Genomic DNA, 17,394 nt, shown 5'->3' on the forward strand with positions numbered 1-17,394 from the left:
CGCGGCGTCTATGCCACCGGAGAGGTGCTGGCCGACGGTGCCGAGGCCGGCCGCCAGGCCGCCGCGGAGACCGGTTTCACGGCCGCCGAGCTCGCCTTGCCCCAGGTCGCCGCGCGCCGCGACGGCGCGGCCTGCGCGCTCTATCAGGTGCCCCATGAGAAGCCGACGCTGCGGGCGCCCAAGCAGTTCGTCGACCTGCAGAACGACGTCACCGCGGCGGGCATCGAGCTGGCCACTCGCGAGGGCTTCGAGTCCATCGAGCACGTCAAGCGCTACACCGCCATGGGCTTCGGTACCGACCAGGGCAAGCTCGGCAATATCAACGGCATGGCCATCGCCGCCCGTTGCCTGGGCCGGACGATCCCCGAGGTCGGCACCACGGTGTTCCGCCCCAACTACACCCCGGTGACCTTCGGCGCCATCGTCGGCCGCCACTGCCGCGAGCTGTTCGACCCGGAGCGCTACACCGCCCTGCACCCGTGGCACGTGGAGAATGGCGCCGAGTTCGAGGATGTGGGCCAGTGGAAGCGCCCCTGGTACTTCCCGAAAACCCTCAACGGCAAGACCGAGACCCTGGATGAGGCGGTGGCCCGGGAGTGCCTGGCGGTCCGCCAGGGCGTGGGCATCCTCGACGCCTCGACCCTGGGCAAGATCGATATCCAGGGCCCGGATGCCCGCGAGTTCCTGGGCCGCGTCTACACCAACAAGTGGGAGAAGCTTGCCGTCGGCAAGGTGCGCTACGGCCTGATGTGCAAGGACGACGGCATGGTGATGGATGACGGTACCACCAGCTGCCTGGGCGAGAACCATTTCCTGATGACCACCAGTACCGGCGGCGCCGCCGCGGTGCTGGAATGGCTGGAACTGTGGCACCAGACCGAATGGCCGGAGCTTCAGGTCACCTTCACCTCGGTGACCGACCACTGGGCGACCATGACCGTCACCGGGCCCGAGGCGCGCAAGCTGCTCGCCGAGGTGACCGATATCGATCTCGATCGCGACAGCTTCAAGTTCATGGACTGGCGTGAGGGCCACGTCGCCGAGGTGCCGGCGCGGGTGTTCCGGATCTCCTTTACCGGCGAGCTGGCCTACGAGATCAACGTCCAGGCCAACTACGCCCTGCACGTGTGGAAGACGCTGTTCGCCCACGGGAAGAAGTATGACCTCACACCCTACGGCACCGAGACCATGCACGTCCTGCGCGCCGAGAAGGGCTTCATCATCGCCGGTCAGGACACCGACGGCTCGGTGACCCCGGAGGACCTGGGCATGCAGTGGGCGATCGGCTACGACAAGCCCTTCCCCTGGATCGGCAAGCGTGCCCTGTCGCGCCCCGATACGCAGCGACCCGATCGCAAGCAACTGGTGGGGCTCAAGCCCAAGGACGCCAAGGTGGTGCTGGAGGAGGGCGCGCAGATCGTCTTCGACCCGAAGCATGCGATTCCCATGCCCATGGTGGGGCATGTGACCTCCAGCTACTACAGCCCGACCCTGGACTCAGGCTTCGCCCTGGCCGTGGTCAAGGGCGGTCAGCAGAAGATCGGTACGACCGTCTATCTGCCGATGGCCGACGGCCAGGTCCATGAGGCCGAGATCGTCAGCCCCATCTTCGTCGATCCCAAGGGAGAGCGCCAGCATGTCTAACTCGGTTGCCCAGAACGTCAGGACCTTCGATACCCATCCCGAGGCGGCGGTGCCGGCGGAATCGCCGCTGGCCTACGCCTACCAGCGTTCGGGGGCTCCGGTCCCCACCAACAGGAGCCGGGTGGTGCTGCGTGAGCGGCCCTTTCTCGGTCACCTGATCCTGCGCGGCGGCGCCATCGTGCTGGACGAGGCGGTGCGCGAGGTGCTCGGCATCACGCTGCCCGGCGAGCCCCAGGGCCTGGTGCTCGACGCCGACGGCGAGCGTAGTGTCCAGTGGCTGTCGCCGGACGAGTGGCTGGTCATCGTGCCCGGCGGCGAGGAGTTCGCCCTGGAGGCCAAGCTGCGCGAGGTGCTGGGCGATGCCCACTTCGCCATCACCGACGTCAGCGGCGGCCAGACCCTGGTCGAGCTCGAGGGCGAGGCCGCCCGGGAGCTGTTGATGAAGTCGGTGGTCTATGACGTCCACCCACGCCACTTCCCGGTGGGCAAGGGCGTCACCACGGTGTTCGCCAAGGCCACGGTGATCCTGCGCCGTCCCAGCGAGTCACGCTGGGAGCTGGTGGTGCGTCGCAGCTTCGCCGATTACACCTATCGTTGGCTGCTGGACGCCGGCGAGGAGTACGGCATCGCGGTGGCACGCTGAGCATCGGCCGTAGGGTACCGATGTGATCCATCGTTCGAGGCCGGGGACTTCCCCGGCCTCTTGCCGTGGAGCGACGCGTTAAGTCCGACAGGCTAGGCACGCGCCCTGACGACCAGCACCACCCCTGCGATGGCGATGCCCATGCCGACAAGCGAAGCGGCCGGCAGGCGCTCGTCGAACAGCCACCAGGCCTCCAGCGCGGTGACGGGAGGCACCAGATAGAAGAGGCTGGCCACCCGCGAGGCTTCCCCCCGCCGGATCAAGGCCATCAGCAGCAGGATGGCGCTGATCGATAGCACCAGCACCAGCCAGCCCAGGGTCAGCAGAAAGGTCGGGGTCCAGTCGATCGTCCGGCTCTCGAACAGCAGGGCGCCGAGTCCCAACACCGTACCGGCGCCCAGGTACTGCACCACGGTACCGCCGAGCAGCGGCATGCCGGTACAATGGCGCTTCTGGTACAGCGTACCCAGCGAGATGCCCACCAAGGCCACCAGCACGGCGCCCAACGCCTCGATCCCGAAGCCATGGAAGAGCGCCTGGCCCGGGTCCAGTTTGCCGCCCAGCACCAGGGCGATACCGGCCAGGCCAAGCCCCAGCCCCAGCCACTGGCGGGGCGTGAGTCGTTCATCCAGCAGGGGGCCCGAGAGGGCCGCCGTAAGCAGCGGTTGCAGGCCCACCAGTAGCGAGGCGAGCCCGGCCGGCATACCGAGGTAGATGCCATAGAAGACCCCGCCCAGGTAAGCGCCGTGGACCAGTAGGCCGGAGACGGCAATATGGCCCCAGAGCACGGCCCCCTTCGGCCAGTGGCCGCCCAGCAGCATCACTAGGGGCACCAGCAGCAGCAGGGTCAGCACGAAGCGGATAAACAGGAAGGTGAAGGGCTCGGCGTAGGGCAGGCCGAACTTGGCGCCGATGAAGCCGGTGCTCCACAGGGCGACGAAGAGCAGAGGCATGGTGGCCAGGCAGGCCTGATGGAGACGTTCCATTGTCATTAACTGTCCTGAGAGGGAGAGAGGTATCATCGTGGGCGGGGAGCCGGGTGCCAAGGCCATCGTTTCACTCCGTTACAACATCACGGTGAACTCATGCCGAGGGGGGCCGTCACAGTGGGGCCCATTCATGACACAACACCCTGGAGGTATTCATGCAACGGATGACGGCACTGTTCTCGGCTGCCCTGCTTACTGCCGGCCTGATGAGCGTCACGGCACAGGCCCAAGAGACGGCAGCGTCCGGCACCGAACAGCCGCAGGCCGCTGCCCAGGCGCAGAACTTCAGCGACGACCAGCTCCAGCAGTTCGCCGATGCATCCAAGGAGATCGCTGTGATCTCTCAGGATTATACTCAGCGCCTGCAGGAAGCCGAGGGTGAGGAGGCCCAGCTGGAGGTCCGCAAGGAGGCCAACGAGAAGATGGTCCAGGCTGTCGAGAACAGCGGCCTCAAGGTGGATACCTTCAACGCCATCGGCCAGGCGATCCAGCAGGATCCCGAGCTGATGCAGCGCGTGCAGGAGATGGCCAAGGCCGATGCGGCTGCCGAAGGTCAGGGCTCGTAAGCGCCATATTGCGTTCCCGCCGAGTCATCGGCGACCCGGAAGGCCACCCCTTGGGGTGGCCTTCCGGCGTCTGGGACCATCACGAACGGGTCGCTTTCACTGACCCAATTGCGCGACATCGGCGACTGAAGATTATCAAGGCGGCCTCGGCGCGGGAGTGTTTCAAGGCCGCGTGTCAGGCCGCGCCCGCAAGCCCCAGGGCACGATGTTCCTCGCGCAGGCTCTTGACCAGGCCCACGCACATCATCATCAAGACCAGGGTGAAGGGCAGGCCGGTGGCCACGGCACCGGCCTGCAGGGCCCCGAGGGCCTTGTCGCCGCCGCCGTAGAGCAGGACGCCGGCGATCACGCCTTCCAGGGTGGCCCAGAACACCCGCTGGGTACGTGGCGCATCGACCTTGCCGCCGGCCGTGATGCTGTCGATCACCAGGGAGCCGGAATCCGAGGAGGTAATGAAGAACACCAGCACCAGGACGATGGCCATGGTGGAGGTCAGGGTGGTCAGAGGCAGGTGCTCGAGCATCTGGAACATCGCCAGGGAGACGTCGCTGATGCCATTGGCCAGGTCGCCGACGCCGGCCGCGGACTGGGCCAGGGCGTTGCCGCCGAAGGCACTCATCCACACGATGGTGACCAGGGTCGGTACCAGCAGCACGGCGGTCAGGAACTCGCGTACGGTGCGCCCCCGCGAGACCCGGGCGATGAACATGCCGACGAAGGGCGACCAGGAGATCCACCAGGCCCAGTAGAACACCGTCCAGCCGTGGTACCAAGTGGTGTCGTCGCGGCCGATCCAGTTGGACAGCGGCAGGACATGGCTGGCGTAGGCCAGGGTGGTGTCCCACAGGCCGTTGAGGAACAGCAGGGTGGAGCCGGTCAGCACCACGAACAGCAGCAGCGCCAGGGCGATCACCATGTTGATGTTGGAGAACAGCTTGACGCCGCCGTCGATGCCGCGCCACACCGAGAACAGGGCCACGGCGGTCACCGCCACGATGATGGCGATCTGGGTGCCGATGGTGTTGGGCACGTCGAACAGGTAGTTGAGGCCGCCGGCGGCCTGGGAGGCGCCGAAACCCAGCGAAGTGGCCAGGCCGAAGATGGTCGCCAGCACCGCGGTGATGTCGATCAGGTGGCCGGTCCAGCCGCGTACCCGGTTACCCAGTAGCGGGGTGAAGGCGGAGCGCAGGGTCAGCGGCAGGCCGCGATTGTAGGCGAAGAAGGCCAGCGACAGCCCGACCACGCCGTAGATGGCCCAGGGGTGCAGGCCCCAGTGGAACATGGTGGCGCCCATGGCGGCGCGAGCCCCTTCCGGAGTGCCCGCGGCGGCATTCAGGGGCGTGCCGTACCAGTCGGTGTAGTAGGCCACCGGCTCGGCCACGCTCCAGAACATCAGGCCGATGCCCATGCCGGCGGCGAACAGCATGCTGAACCACGAGACCAGCGAGTGCTCCGGCCGGGCCTGGGGGCCGCCCAGGCGGATGCGGCCCAGGGGCAGCACGATCAGCGCCAGGCACAGGATCACGAAGAGGTTGCCGGCGATCATGAACAGCCAGTCGAAGTACTCGATGGACCAGTTCCGGGCGGCGGTCAGCTGGGTGTTGGCGGCGTCGGGGTAGACCAGGGCATAGAGGATGAAGGCGATGATCGCCAGGGCAGAGAGCGGGAAGACGGGATTATGGAAGTCCAGGCCCAGTATCTGGGTGTTGTCATGGCCTGGGACCATGGTGGGATCGTCGTCATGTTTCATTCGAGGTCCTATCTTGTTGTTGTCGCGTCGCCTGGGGCGACGCCGGACATTCTTGGTGTGAGCGGGGGGCAGAGCAAAGGGTCAGGACAACTGATCTTTGGCTGCACGTATCGTATTCAAAAGCAGGCAAGCGATCGTCATCGGGCCCACGCCACCGGGCACTGGCGTAATTGCACCAGCGATCCGGGCAACCGATTCAAAAGCCACATCACCCATGAGCTTTCTCTTGCCATCAACATCAATGGCATTGATACCGACATCAATGACCGTTGCACCAGGCTTGATCCAGTCAGCGTTGATGAGCTCCGCCCGGCCAGCCGCCGCCACCACAATATCGGCATTGCGGCACAGGGATTCGATGTTCTTCGTTCGTGAATGCGCAATAGTGACAGTACAGTCTGCCTGCAAAAGCAGTGCAGCCATCGGCTTCCCTACAATATTAGAGCGTCCTACCACCACGACATTTTGACCACTAAGATCCGGATGGATCTGACGCAGCATGATCATGCAACCTTGTGGCGTGCACGGTACTAGCGATGCCCGCCCAGAAGCCAGTGCCCCGACATTTAGTGGGTGAAAGCCATCAACATCCTTGGCCGGATTGATGGCCGCTATCACCTCGTCCTCATTAAGATGCGACGGTAGGGGAAGCTGCACCAGAATGCCGTGCACCTGCGGATCATTGTTCAGATGATCGATGAGCTCATTCAGGGTATCCTGGGTGGTGCCGGCGTCAAGGCGGTGCTCAATGGAACCCATCCCCGCTTCTTCCGCCCGCTTCACCTTGTTTCTCACATACACCTGACTGGCGGGATCCTCCCCCACTAGCACCACCGCCAGCGTCGGCACTATGCCATACTCGGCCCTGAGCAACTCGACTTCAGAGGCAACCTCTTGCAGAACCTGAGCCGAGAGCTGTTTTCCATCGAGTAATTGCGCCATGGTAGCCTCTGCTCCTATTTGAAAATAACGGTCTTGTTACCCGAGAGAAAGACACGGTGCTCTGTATGCAGTTTCACCGCGCGTGCTAGCGCCATCGTTTCAGTATCCCGGCCTAGGGCTACCAGTTCTTCCGGGTAGTAAGCATGATGAACCGATTGCACGGACTGTTCGATAATCGGACCTTCATCCAGGTCACCGGTCACATAGTGCGCAGTAGCACCGATCAGCTTAACGCCACGCTCAAACGCCTGATGATAAGGTTTGGCGCCTTTAAAACCGGGCAAGAAGGAGTGATGGATATTGATGGCCTGGCCGTGCAGCTGATCACAGAGATCATCGGACAACACTTGCATATACCGCGCCAGCACCACCAGCTCGGTGCCGGTCTGGTTGACGATATCGAGAAGCTCGGCTTCCTTTTCCGGTTTGGTTTCTTTTGTTACCGGCAGGTAAATAAAGCGAATGCCTTCACGCTCAGCTATCGGCCGAAGATCCAGGTGGTTGGATACCACCGCGGTAATCTCGATGTTCAACTCGCCCTTGTGATAACGGTAGAGCAGATCAACCAGGCAGTGGTCAAACCGGGATACCATGATCAAAACCTTGGTCGGGCGGTGGGCCTCTTGCATCTCCCACGTCAGGCCAAACTTATCCGCAAGGTCAGCAAACCCGGTGCGCACCTCTTCAAAAGAGTAGCGGGAATCAGGCTGAGTATTGAACACTGTGCGCAAGAAAAACTGACCGGTGATTTTGTCATCGAATTGAGATAATTCGTAGATGTAGCCGCCATGGTCTGACAGATAAGATGTGATGCCGGCAACGATATTAGGCCCAGTTTCGCAGCTGACGGTAAGGATGAATTGGTTGGTGTGGCCCAGATTGTTAGTCATAGTAGTAAACCTATAGATATTGGTGATTGTTTGTTGGTTTTCCAGGCTGAAGCCTTAGCCCTTTCACCTGTTGCGGAGAGGCCTTAGCCTAATGGTTTAGCGAATTGTTCACTGTTTCGGTCAAGGTTTCCATCATTAAGGCTCACTTCGACGCTCCCTTGTGTTCTTGTTTTAGTTCCGACTCCTGACGTGCCACGCGTAGCCAAGATGAACTGCCCTTCTGACTGTGATCAACCGGCAGTTGCACTACCTGAATCCGTTCGCCACCTTTCATCTTCTGACTTCCATCCCAAGCTTCAACCCAGACACAGCGCAGCTCGGGATGAACTTCACAATTTCCGTTCTGAAGTACACCACCACAGGGTCCGTTGCGCAGTGTCTTGGGGCAGTTCATGGGACACGACATTCCGGTAGAGCTGAGAATGCACTGACCACACATCTTGCAGTCGAACAGCAACCCCTTGCTGAGCTTTTCCAGCGTGCGCATGGGCTTTTCTGCGCGCTGGTAGCCTACCGACTTCCATAGCGGGTGCAACTTGACGATCACCGGTTCGAACATTCGGTAGGTGACCTCAAAAATTCTTGCGTGCCGCGCGGCCCAAAGACGAACGGAATACATCTGCCTCTCCTGCCACGGCAGCACCACCGTGGAGCCAGTTGTTGCTTCCTGAATCCGTGAGCTGTTTTTTTAAACCTTTAACATCAATACGGCAAGTGTTGATAATAATAGGTTTGCTATAAATCACTCACGGATACAGGTCCTCTTTTAATTCAACCGTTAACCCCGGATCACCATTGCCGCCGTAGTACCACTCGAACACAACCCAAGTGTTCGCATAATCGGCTGGTGTTCAAGCGGTTGTAGCGATTTTCTTTTTTGGGTCGAAGAAAGGCTTTTCGACAACAATAGCCTGCACAGGTCCGGATGCGGTTGGGATTTCCAGTTCAGTGCCAATCTCGGCATGTTCAGTAGCCACCATGGCCAGAGCAATATTCTGGTCAAGGCGCGGGGAATAGACCGCGGACGTCACCTTGCCGACGGTTTCGCCATCTTTGCTAAGCGGCCAGAACCTCGTGTTGGGTCTTTTGAGGGGCACCATGTCAATACGCAGCCCGACCTGCTTGCGGCTCACGCCATTTGCACGGATGCGCTGCAATGCGGCCTTGCCGATAAACTCGGCCTGCATATCCGGGTTCACCAGACGGTCCATCCCAAGTTCGTAAGGGTTGGTGTTGATGTCCGCATCAGCGTGATAGGAGAGCATCCCACCTTCGATGCGGCGGATCGTAGAGGTATGACCAGGCTTCAATCCAAAGGGCGCACCTGCCGCCATGATCTTTTCCCAGAGTTCGTCCCCTCGCGTGCCGTCACGCAGATAAAGCTCATAGCCCAGTTCGCTCGACCAACCGGTGCGTGAAACAATCAGCGGAATGCCGTCAAGCTCAACCTCGCGCAACCAGTAGTAGCGAAGATCCATGATGCTCTCGCCAAAGAGTTCCTTCATCACCTCGCCCGATTGCGGGCCTTGCAGTTGCAAAGGGGAAACATCGGGTTCGCGAATGCTCACATCGAGCCCGGCATGAACCGCAACACCTTGCGCCCACAACAGAATGTCGCTGTCAGCCAGCGAGATCCAGAAGTGATTTTCCGCCAGTCGTAGCAGGATCGGGTCGTTTAGAATACCACCGTCGGCATTGGTGATCAGAATATACTTGCACTGGCCGACAGCCATTTCCGATAGATCGCGCGGGGTCAGGCTCTGCATGAATTTCGCTGCATCCGGCCCTGTGATTTCCACCTGACGCTCGGCGGCAACATCGCAAAGGATCGCATCATTCACAAGGTTCCAGAAATTCTGTACCGGATCTCCGAAGTCACGCGGGATATACATGTGGTTGTATACCGAAAAGCCTTTTGCGCCCCAGCGGACTGTTGCGTCAAAGTAGGGTGACTTTCGGATCTGTGTTCCGAACCCAAAATCATCTTCTTTTTCTATGCTGACTGCCGTAACATTTGTCATTCTTATTACCTTTCCTGATGGGGGAATTCAATAGACTGCCGAACTGGCTGATTCGGCACAACTCACTATAGACGCACATGGCATTCTGAAGCCGCCTAAAATTACTGTAAAATAAGTCTGAACAGACCAGTGTTTAACGAAGCGCGGACCGTTTGGTCCGGTTCCTGCGAACAGGGCCTCTTCGTCGTGGGGTGTGGAGTTTGCCCTCTGAGCCGAACCAGGATATGCCATCCACATGGACAGGAGGCATGGCATGGACGACACCCAGATTCTGACCCTCGGCCTGGGCCTGTAAGCAATGGGATGGAGGCCTTCCCACCCTACACCGGCGTCGCAGCTCGCGGCTGACGGTGCTGCTGTGGATCCCGGCTCTCGGGCGATCTGTCGTTGGCTCAGGCCGGGTCAGAACAGGGGGAATCTGATACCGTTGGGGCTGGGGCAGCGGTCGGTATCCCATGCTCTGCTTCACTTTGATCGGTGAGCCGAGGAGAGGCCGACGCTGGTCCTCCCGCCTTTCCCTGCTGCTTCAAGGTGCGGCAGTTATTCTATGAATCCAGGATGTGAGGGATACAGGGTGATCAAAGTAAATAAAGATATCGAGCATCAACAAGCGCTCATTGCGTGGCAGGGGCGGCGCCTGAAGCGCGTCGGAACCGTCGATGCTCGTCTGGCGGAGGCGCTATGAAGTCGCTTTCCAGCACAGGCTTTGCGCTCTTTGGTGCAGCGCTGGTCGCGATCAGTTACGGGCTCGCGCGCTTCGCCTTCGGGCTTTTCGTGCCCCCTATCCGAGCCGAGCTGGAACTCACGCCGTATGTGATCGGTATCATCGGCGCGCTGCCGCTCCTTAGTTTCCTGCTGGCCACGGTGGTCGCGCCGTTCATCGCCGATCATCTCGGTGCCCGCAACGCGGCGGTGCTGTCCGGTGCGTTCGGCGTCGGCGGTCTGGCACTGATCAGCCAGGCCTCCGACGCCCTATCGCTCGGCGTAGGGGTGTTCGCGTGCGGGATCTGCACCGGCCTGATGATGCCGGCGCTCACGGCCGCCATGCAGGCGCTGGTGAAACGCTCGATGCACGGGCGCGTCAGCTCGGTCATGAACGCGGGGACCAGCATCGGCGTGGTCGTTGCCGTACCGACGGTGTTGTTCCTGGCCGGCGCCTGGCGTTTGGCGTATGTGTCCTTCGCCGTCCTGGCGGGCATCGGGGTGATTGCCGCGTGGCTCTTCCTGCCCTCGGTGTCGCGGATCACGCCGGCGAACGCCGCGCCGCCGCCTCCGGTCAGCGAACTGCCGTGGTCGCGTCTTGTCAGGCTCTCGCTGTTTGCCTTCGTGATGGGTTTCGTCTCCTCGGCGTACTGGATCTTCGCGCCCGACCTGGTGGTCACCCTTGGTGGCCTGCCGTCCGGCGCCACCGGGTGGCTATGGCTCGCGGTGGGCATCGCCGGCCTCGGCGGTGCCGTGGTGGCCGACCTGGCCGATCGCAACAATCCCCCCATCACGCAGGCACTGATGCTGATGATGCTGTCCGCGAGCCTGGCATTGCTCGCGGCCAGCCCCGGTCAGTCGGTGCTGGCGGCATTTTCCGCGCTGGTCTTCGGCCTGGCCTACATGAGTCTGACGGGGCTCTATCTGATGACCGGCATCCGCCTCTTGCCGGGCCGACTGTCGATGGGGCCGGTACTGCCCTTCATGGCGGTATCGCTCGGGCAGGCGACGGGCTCGCCTGTCGTCGGTGGGCTGGTGAATGCATTCGGCTACGCCGATGCGTTTGCCATGTTCGCCGCGCTCGGCATCCTGGTGGCCATCCTGTCGCCACTTTACCCGGGCCACATTGCCCATGGGGCCGAGGAGGATGAGGAGGACGCCGGTCTCCAGGCGGCGTACGATCATCAGCTCCAGAACGAGGAGGGCGAGCCACTGGAGGAGCCCGTCGAGAATGACGCTGAAAAGCCTACCGTCAACCCATAAGGGCGACACCTGGGGTATCCGGGCACCTGAGTATTCCCCCAGGAATACCTGGGCCGGTGTCCGATACCCGGGGCGTTTTCTCAGTCGATCATTCAGCGTCTCGACGACTGCGGAGCCTGTCCCCGATATCTTGCGTTTCCGATTCACTTTCCTGGGTCAGCCATCAAGCAAGCAAGGTTAGGTTGAGTCGACTTTATCTCTCTGGTCGCGATGTAAGTCATGTAGCGGTCGATCCCCAACTCCGCTGAAAGAAGTTCTTCCATTACGTGCTGAAAAGCGGAAAGGCTGGGCGTCACTACTTTCAAGACGTAATCCATGCCGCCACCCGTCGCTATGCATTCGACAATCTCATCAACTTGGCCGATATAATCCTCGAAACGGTCGAAGTTGGATTTGCGGTGCCCCTCGAGTGAAACGGTAACCACCACCTTGGTGGCATTCGCGATCTTATCGAGCGCGATATCCGCATGATACCCCCGTATCAGGCCAGCCTCCTTTAATCGGGTGAAACGAACCCAGCATGGCGTCGGAGAAAGGTTGACGAGTTCTGACAGCTTGGTTTTACTGAGCTGACCGTGCTGCTGAAGTGCGCGCAGAATGCGGATGTCTGCCGCATCAATAGCAATTTTCCTCATTTGTTCTCAGCCTTCATGGTAGTCCCCAAGGGAGTGACTGATTCAGGAGTGAGGTGCAATATTTCTTGGTGCAATACATGGTATCTGGAGATCAGTTCAAAGGAGATGATGTTGCGCTGGGATAATGAAATAAGCGCAATTATCTAGGGTGAGACTCTGGATCATCTGTCGCTAGCTTCCGAAACGGTCAGGCATGAGGGAGGCTCTGACCTGCCATGGACAACCATAACAGCTGCTACCGGCAATTGCCCCAATGTTAACAATATCATATCGAGGTGCGGCGTAAAGTAGGATTCTCATTGCTCGCCATTGGCGAGGCGCCCGGCGGGGCAGCCTGATCTACCAGGACGTGCGACGTAATCCGGACGGACTCCCGGGGGCAGTACTGTCGACGCCGGAGCTATAAGTCCTTAAATCATCAACACAGATTATGCCCTCCGACCCGCATGACCTTTTCTTGCTGGGAGTTATAGTCAAATCTGATGGATGGAAGGCAGGCAGCCGTTGCGCACAACGGCCTGCCGCCCATCGTCGAGACGCTGATCGGCATACTGCGTCAGGAAGGTGGCCAGCTCGGCCTCGACCGCCTTGGCGCAACAGCTCGTGCAACGGGTCGGCGACCTGGGCCTGAGGTTTTGGTTGTGAAAGAGTCCGAAGGGAGAATCGGTCATGGCGTATCCACTCGTGTTGGTTGAGACCTTGGTCGTGATCAATCAACAGGATACGCCACCTTTCCTACCTCCTCCCATACACCAGTCTTGAGCTTAACTCGCCGTGCTTATTATGAAAGTGATACTACATAGGTGACAAGTATGAAAAGCAAAGTTAGTGCTGATAATCCTCAGGGATAGGCTGACCAGAGATTTTTGACTGGCGGCCTAACTCCGCCATGAGATTAATTGCTGTATCCAATCCGCGCCGAGCATTCTCATCATTGTTTAAGCGCCTGATGCTTTTCCATAGTGTCGGGGGAATCTCTCCCCCTCCCGCTTGAACTGATGCATACTGCAATGCATTCGTGATCGCCCAAACACCCCCGATGCTTTCTTCATAGAGTGTCATAAGCTTCTGCACCATAGCATCATCTGTCATTTCAATGACATCGGATACTGCGGCCAGCAAGTCCACGATATTATGCAATCGGCGACCTTGAAGCAAGGGGGAAACTTTTTCTATTAAGTCGGCAACACCTTCTAAAGTCGCTTGATTTTGCAAGGCAGGTGAAGATTCAAGCACCTTCGCAAGTGACTGTATGGATGCAGTCGCACTTTCATTGTTCATGTATCCTTCTCCTTGTTTAAATCAAGCCGCGAGCTACGGACCAATACACACCACGATTAAAACCCTTGCGCATGAGGCCACCAATCTTGGTTGGTGGTGTTGGTTTAACATCTTCATCATAGTCGTACCAAAGTGGCATGCCTACCTCCATACCCATTTGAGCAATGGCTTGTACTTTGCCATCGTATTCATCGACTGTTTTTCCTATGCGCATCAAACCTGCTATGTTATTACAAATAACCGGGGATTGGTTGTGACAACTTCCTCCAGCCTTGCTAATGGGCAAATCAACAGTGTCGCCCATTATGAACACATTCTCAAAGCCTTCAAGTTGCAGTGAGTAGCGATCGGTAGGTAACCAACCTTCATTATTAGGCGACTGTGAAACACCCGAGTCAAGTACTGCATCTACGGCCCGAATGGGTGGTGTCTGCATCAAAATGTCAAAGTTTTCTTCTGTGCCTTCTTCTGAAATAGCCACATTCCTTTCAGGATCAACGCTGGCCAAGCTGAAGCCTCTTTTATGCTTGATATTTTTTGAATCAAATATCGATGGCAATACTTCGCCGGTTTTCTTTTGCAGGAACAGGCAGTTGCGAGTTAACTGCGAAATCGTCGGATAAGTGTACACTAGCTCAATTCTATCGCGCACGCCTCTTTGACGTAAGAATTCATCCAGCATCAATGTGGTTTCTATCGGTGCAATACCACACTGATGGGGTACGTTTGGTGTTTTGGGAAATGTCACACCAATAAAGATACGACCTTTTTCGATGGTCGAAATTTTTTCAAATAGTTTACGCGCCGGGTCATGCTGGTAGAAGTGATCTCCCGCTTCCTGCAAACCTTCTATTCGGTCCGGAGCGGGGATGCAGCCTGTGGAGACCACTAAGTAGTCATAGTCATGCACATCGCCTGAACGCATTTTTAAGCGGCTATTTTTAAATTCAAATCCCTCTACTTGGTCCAGTATGAAATTTATTTCTGGACGCAGTAGCGATGCCTGAGGGCGCCTTAGTTCATCCTTGAAAAATTTGCCAAATGCCACATACATAAATGCTGGCTTATAGTAATGCCAATAACTATTAGAAATCAAGGTGACGCGTACCTTTCCGCTCTTTATCTCGGGATAGAGCTTTCCGACCAAGTTGTTGGCGGTCATTGTTCCACCAATACCACCACCAACTACAATAATATTCTTTACCATGTTATTTCTCCTGATGCACTTTTGTATACGCAAAACGTGCTGAAATTGATTTTCAAACCTTGCTTGTAAGCGCGTCCCCTTCTGTGCTCAACAGCTTTTTTAGGGCATGAAATGGCAGCAAGGCAACTTCATGGTGTGACGGCATGGCTGCTGCATTTTGCAACATCATTAATTCTGGCCAGATCAACGATGCGGCCTCAGGTGGTTTGTCTTGTAGGATCAGCGCTATCTGCTGCTCAATAGCAGAGAGCGCCGTCATGTCTAAGCCTGTGGCGCGTTCAGCAATGAGTGCCGTTGTAGCTTGTGCCAGTGAGCAGGCGCGAACCCGATACCCAATCTCTTGGATAATGCCATCATCAATCACTGCATCAATGGTGACGCTATCCTTGCTGTCTGACTGGCTTGTGAGGGTGATCGTGCGAACACTGCTGCCTTGGAGGCGTCGGTCACGACGCACTCGAGAAGCATATTTTCTAAACTGAAGAATAAAATCGGGCCGCTCTGTTTCACCATACATGCTGTCCAATCCACACCTCACAAAACAGTGAACACGGCTTCACAAAAACACCAGCACATAAACCCGCCTACTTCACGACGATGAAGTTGGCTTCGTTCCGGTAAGTTAAGTATGCCTGGTTGTCGCTGACGGCTTACGAGAGCTTTGCCACCTTGACCAGCGAGTGGAGCGGATCATGTCAAGCTAGGGTGGCAAGGAGTATGCGATTATTTTTGCATGGGTTCTTACACTAGGCTGACGATGAAAGTGTCATTTCATCGGCTTCGTTGCTCCTGCGCTTTTTCTGAGCGTCGAGTAACACATCTCTCAACAACTCTTCGGCGCTGGGGTGGTAGACCGGCATCAACAGGACCTGCTCCGCCGTCATGTCGTGTGTGATGGCCAGGGCAAGCAGATGTGCTAGGTGCTCGGCAGCATATCCAAGCAACTCGGCGCCTAGAATGACGCCGGTTCGTGCGTCCAGATAGACTTGGATACGTCCCTGGACCTTGTTCCAGACCACATGGCGAGGACTGGTAAACGGCAGGTCGCCGATGACAATCTCCCGGTCTTGAAGCTGCCGGAAACTCTGGCCGATGGTGGCGATCTGGGGATCGGTGAAGGCCACCATCAACGGCGGTCTGCGCTTTGCAGGCACCGGATTCGGATAGTTCAATGCATTATCGGCGGCGATACGTCCCTCATCGAAGGCTTCGTGCCACAACGGCAGGTGGTCGGTCACATCGCCGGCAATAAAAATGGGAAGGTCAGAGCAGCGCATCGTCTGAGGATCGAATGTCACCGCGCCAGCTTCATTGACCTCCACGCCGGTATGCTCCATACCCAATCGGTCTACGTTGGAGACTCTCCCCGTGGCGACTAGTACCCTGTCGAACGCCTTAGTGATCCGCTGTCCATTCGATTGCTCATACTCGATCCAGGCGCCTTCAGCGTCCTCCCAGGTGCTCACCACCTGGCCGCTGGGATAGATATTCAGATCGGTGCTAAGGATATCGAGCGCTTGCTGCTGCAGGTCTGGGTGGGTGAGGGTGTTGATTTTTCCGGATCGGCCGTAAATGGTCGTTTCGACTCCCAGTCGATGGAGGGCCTGTCCCAGTTCCAGCGCAATGACGCCCATACCGATTACCGCTATCGAGCGGGGCAAGTCCTCCAGTTCAAATATCGTATCGCTGGTCAGGACGCGGGACATTACTGGCTCGAATACCTCGCTGATCGCAGGCCTGGAGCCGCAGGCGAGGATGAACTTCTTCGCAGTGACCTCGACCGACTCGCCCACCCGGAGGCGGCCGGGACCGATAAATCGGGCGCGCCCCTCCAGCTTGTAGTGGGCCGGAATCTTGTTGACATACCTGATGTTGTTGGCGACAAAACGATTATCTCGCTCTCGGCGCAACCGTTCCAAGACTTTGCGGCCATCCACGCGACCCGAGGCTGTCACCCCGAAAAACTCACTGCTGCCCAGGTGGTGCGCGTAGTCGGCAGCGGTGATCATCAGTTTGCTGGGCATGCAGCCGACCCGTGCACAGGTGGTGCCGTAGGGACCGTCCTGGATCATCACCAGGCTGTCGGTCTTGCGGCTGATCTTCGAGTAGGCGCCCAGTCCGGCCGTGCCGGCGCCGATGATCGCGTATTCAACATTCATGGTCTTCATAGTAGATTCGCTCATGGGACGCCTCATCTTTTACCGGGTGCTTGGTTTGATGGCATTTAATTGTCGTGCATTCGCACAATGCAAGTGTTCAAATATCGCTCCGCCACGCATGCTTAGTTTAAGCATCAGCTGACGTCAAGCTCGGAAACTTTCAGTAGCCAGGAATGCGTCGTTAAAACAAGGCACAGTCTACCCGGGGCACTCTTAAGGGAAAAGCGATGCTTTCTAAGCATTTGGCTTATTTTTTGTAAGCCATGGGTTGCCATTGATACCGTTGAGCTTGCCTATGGCGCTAACTGATGGCACCCTCAAGCCGACGGCCACGCAGTCCTGCAAGCCTTTGCATTAGATATACTAACCCATCTGCTTAGCAATCGTCGCTTTGCAAGTGTTCCCGGATCACTTACGATGCAGGCATTCGCGGGAGGCTTATCTCTGTCAGTCCATCGGTTATTTTATCCGTAACTCGATCACCGTCGAGGTGACGATCAATGATGTTTAATCAGCCATTCCTGGCGGGAGTCACTTATGAATCACAGTCACACTACGGACGACATTCTTCTCAGGGAAAATAAAGACGGGGCCGTCTACCTCACGCTGAATCGCCCGGATAAATTCAACACCCTGTCCGACGCGCTGCTGACCGCCTTGCAGCGGGAGCTGGAGGCGATCGCCGCCGACCCTGCCGTCCGC

Annotated in this window: 15 protein-coding genes and 2 pseudogenes; 4 read left to right on the forward strand and 13 right to left on the reverse strand. The window is 58.2% G+C overall.

Annotated elements, in window-relative coordinates:
* Positions 1–1,644: glycine cleavage T C-terminal barrel domain-containing protein (locus FHR94_RS18885; RefSeq protein WP_281376091.1), on the forward strand; the 1,644-nt coding region annotated here is incomplete at its 5' end.
* Positions 1,637–2,287 carry a sarcosine oxidase subunit gamma gene (locus FHR94_RS18890; protein WP_183328235.1) on the forward strand — a complete coding sequence of 217 codons (651 nt, stop codon included), beginning with the start codon at positions 1,637–1,639 and terminating at the stop codon, positions 2,285–2,287. The genes FHR94_RS18885 and FHR94_RS18890, both read left to right, overlap by 8 nt.
* A gap of 92 nt (positions 2,288–2,379) precedes the next feature.
* On the opposite strand, the gene FHR94_RS18895 is transcribed toward FHR94_RS18890, so the two are convergent.
* Complete coding sequence (locus FHR94_RS18895; protein ID WP_425485404.1) at positions 2,380–3,273, reverse strand: DMT family transporter; 894 nt, start codon at positions 3,271–3,273, stop codon at positions 2,380–2,382.
* A gap of 158 nt (positions 3,274–3,431) precedes the next feature.
* Here FHR94_RS18895 and FHR94_RS18900 point away from each other — a divergent pair, with 158 nt between their 5' ends.
* Positions 3,432–3,842 (forward strand): DUF4168 domain-containing protein, encoded by a 411-nt coding sequence (locus FHR94_RS18900; RefSeq protein WP_183328238.1) that lies wholly within the window; start codon positions 3,432–3,434, stop codon positions 3,840–3,842.
* A gap of 175 nt (positions 3,843–4,017) precedes the next feature.
* On the opposite strand, the gene FHR94_RS18905 is transcribed toward FHR94_RS18900, so the two are convergent.
* From FHR94_RS18905 to FHR94_RS18925, 5 genes are all read right to left on the reverse strand, one after another.
* Positions 4,018–5,592, reverse strand: a complete 1,575-nt coding sequence (locus tag FHR94_RS18905) for a BCCT family transporter (RefSeq protein ID WP_183328240.1) — start codon at positions 5,590–5,592, stop codon at positions 4,018–4,020.
* A gap of 81 nt (positions 5,593–5,673) precedes the next feature.
* Entirely contained in the window at positions 5,674–6,534 is an 861-nt protein-coding gene (gene folD / locus FHR94_RS18910; protein ID WP_183328242.1) for a bifunctional methylenetetrahydrofolate dehydrogenase/methenyltetrahydrofolate cyclohydrolase FolD, read from the reverse strand.
* Positions 6,535–6,548: 14 nt separating this feature from the next.
* On the reverse strand, positions 6,549–7,424 hold the full coding sequence (purU, locus tag FHR94_RS18915) for a formyltetrahydrofolate deformylase (RefSeq protein ID WP_183328244.1): 876 nt from the start codon (positions 7,422–7,424) through the stop codon (positions 6,549–6,551).
* Between the two features lie 142 nt (positions 7,425–7,566).
* Positions 7,567–8,043, reverse strand: coding sequence for a methylenetetrahydrofolate reductase C-terminal domain-containing protein (locus tag FHR94_RS18920; RefSeq protein ID WP_183328246.1), 477 nt, complete (start codon positions 8,041–8,043; stop codon positions 7,567–7,569).
* A gap of 232 nt (positions 8,044–8,275) precedes the next feature.
* A complete protein-coding gene (locus FHR94_RS18925) occupies positions 8,276–9,445 on the reverse strand; it encodes a glycine cleavage T C-terminal barrel domain-containing protein (protein WP_183328247.1) in 1,170 nt (389 codons plus the stop codon).
* 681 nt (positions 9,446–10,126) lie between these two features.
* Here FHR94_RS18925 and FHR94_RS18930 point away from each other — a divergent pair.
* Entirely contained in the window at positions 10,127–11,410 is a 1,284-nt protein-coding gene (locus FHR94_RS18930) for an MFS transporter (RefSeq protein WP_183328249.1), read from the forward strand.
* Here FHR94_RS18930 and FHR94_RS20135 read toward each other — a convergent pair.
* From FHR94_RS20135 to FHR94_RS18960, 7 genes and pseudogenes are all read right to left on the reverse strand, one after another.
* Positions 11,400–11,518: pseudogene (locus tag FHR94_RS20135) on the reverse strand (IS30 family transposase); the annotation flags it as partial. The gene FHR94_RS18930 and the pseudogene FHR94_RS20135 sit on opposite strands and share 11 nt — an antisense overlap.
* A 35-nt stretch (positions 11,519–11,553) precedes the next feature.
* On the reverse strand, positions 11,554–12,045 hold the full coding sequence (locus FHR94_RS18935) for an Lrp/AsnC family transcriptional regulator (protein ID WP_183328251.1): 492 nt from the start codon (positions 12,043–12,045) through the stop codon (positions 11,554–11,556).
* Positions 12,046–12,536: 491 nt separating this feature from the next.
* Positions 12,537–12,723: pseudogene (locus FHR94_RS18940) on the reverse strand (IS256 family transposase); the annotation flags it as partial.
* Between the two features lie 147 nt (positions 12,724–12,870).
* The gene (locus FHR94_RS18945) at positions 12,871–13,326 is read right to left on the reverse strand and encodes a hypothetical protein (protein WP_221188550.1); all 456 of its coding nucleotides are present in this window, start codon (positions 13,324–13,326) and stop codon (positions 12,871–12,873) included.
* Between the two features lie 16 nt (positions 13,327–13,342).
* The gene (locus FHR94_RS18950; protein WP_183328253.1) at positions 13,343–14,533 is read right to left on the reverse strand and encodes an NAD(P)/FAD-dependent oxidoreductase; all 1,191 of its coding nucleotides are present in this window, start codon (positions 14,531–14,533) and stop codon (positions 13,343–13,345) included.
* 52 nt (positions 14,534–14,585) lie between these two features.
* The gene (locus tag FHR94_RS18955; protein ID WP_183328255.1) at positions 14,586–15,050 is read right to left on the reverse strand and encodes an iron-sulfur cluster assembly scaffold protein; all 465 of its coding nucleotides are present in this window, start codon (positions 15,048–15,050) and stop codon (positions 14,586–14,588) included.
* 229 nt (positions 15,051–15,279) lie between these two features.
* Positions 15,280–16,716 (reverse strand): dihydrolipoyl dehydrogenase, encoded by a 1,437-nt coding sequence (locus FHR94_RS18960; RefSeq protein WP_183328257.1) that lies wholly within the window; start codon positions 16,714–16,716, stop codon positions 15,280–15,282.
* Positions 16,717–17,394: the final 678 nt, after the last annotated feature.

The organism is Halomonas cerina (assembly GCF_014192215.1).
In the GTDB taxonomy this organism is placed as follows: Bacteria; Pseudomonadota; Gammaproteobacteria; order Pseudomonadales; family Halomonadaceae; genus Halomonas; species Halomonas cerina.

Excerpts from the sequence above, each read along its gene's own strand:
- FHR94_RS18935 (WP_183328251.1), bottom strand. The coding sequence starts at position 12,045 with ATGAGGAAAATTGCTATTGATGCGGCAGACATCCGCATTCTGCGCGCA.
- FHR94_RS18960 (WP_183328257.1), bottom strand. The coding sequence starts at position 16,716 with ATGAGCGAATCTACTATGAAGACCATGAATGTTGAATACGCGATCATC.
- FHR94_RS18955 (WP_183328255.1), bottom strand. The coding sequence starts at position 15,050 with ATGTATGGTGAAACAGAGCGGCCCGATTTTATTCTTCAGTTTAGAAAA.
- FHR94_RS18945 (WP_221188550.1), bottom strand. The coding sequence starts at position 13,326 with ATGAACAATGAAAGTGCGACTGCATCCATACAGTCACTTGCGAAGGTG.
- FHR94_RS18895 (WP_425485404.1), bottom strand. The coding sequence starts at position 3,273 with ATGGAACGTCTCCATCAGGCCTGCCTGGCCACCATGCCTCTGCTCTTC.
- FHR94_RS18925 (WP_183328247.1), bottom strand. The coding sequence starts at position 9,445 with ATGACAAATGTTACGGCAGTCAGCATAGAAAAAGAAGATGATTTTGGG.
- FHR94_RS18920 (WP_183328246.1), bottom strand. The coding sequence starts at position 8,043 with ATGTATTCCGTTCGTCTTTGGGCCGCGCGGCACGCAAGAATTTTTGAG.
- FHR94_RS18890 (WP_183328235.1), top strand. The coding sequence starts at position 1,637 with ATGTCTAACTCGGTTGCCCAGAACGTCAGGACCTTCGATACCCATCCC.
- purU (WP_183328244.1), bottom strand. The coding sequence starts at position 7,424 with ATGACTAACAATCTGGGCCACACCAACCAATTCATCCTTACCGTCAGC.
- folD (WP_183328242.1), bottom strand. The coding sequence starts at position 6,534 with ATGGCGCAATTACTCGATGGAAAACAGCTCTCGGCTCAGGTTCTGCAA.
- FHR94_RS18900 (WP_183328238.1), top strand. The coding sequence starts at position 3,432 with ATGCAACGGATGACGGCACTGTTCTCGGCTGCCCTGCTTACTGCCGGC.
- FHR94_RS18950 (WP_183328253.1), bottom strand. The coding sequence starts at position 14,533 with ATGGTAAAGAATATTATTGTAGTTGGTGGTGGTATTGGTGGAACAATG.
- FHR94_RS18930 (WP_183328249.1), top strand. The coding sequence starts at position 10,127 with ATGAAGTCGCTTTCCAGCACAGGCTTTGCGCTCTTTGGTGCAGCGCTG.
- FHR94_RS18905 (WP_183328240.1), bottom strand. The coding sequence starts at position 5,592 with ATGAAACATGACGACGATCCCACCATGGTCCCAGGCCATGACAACACC.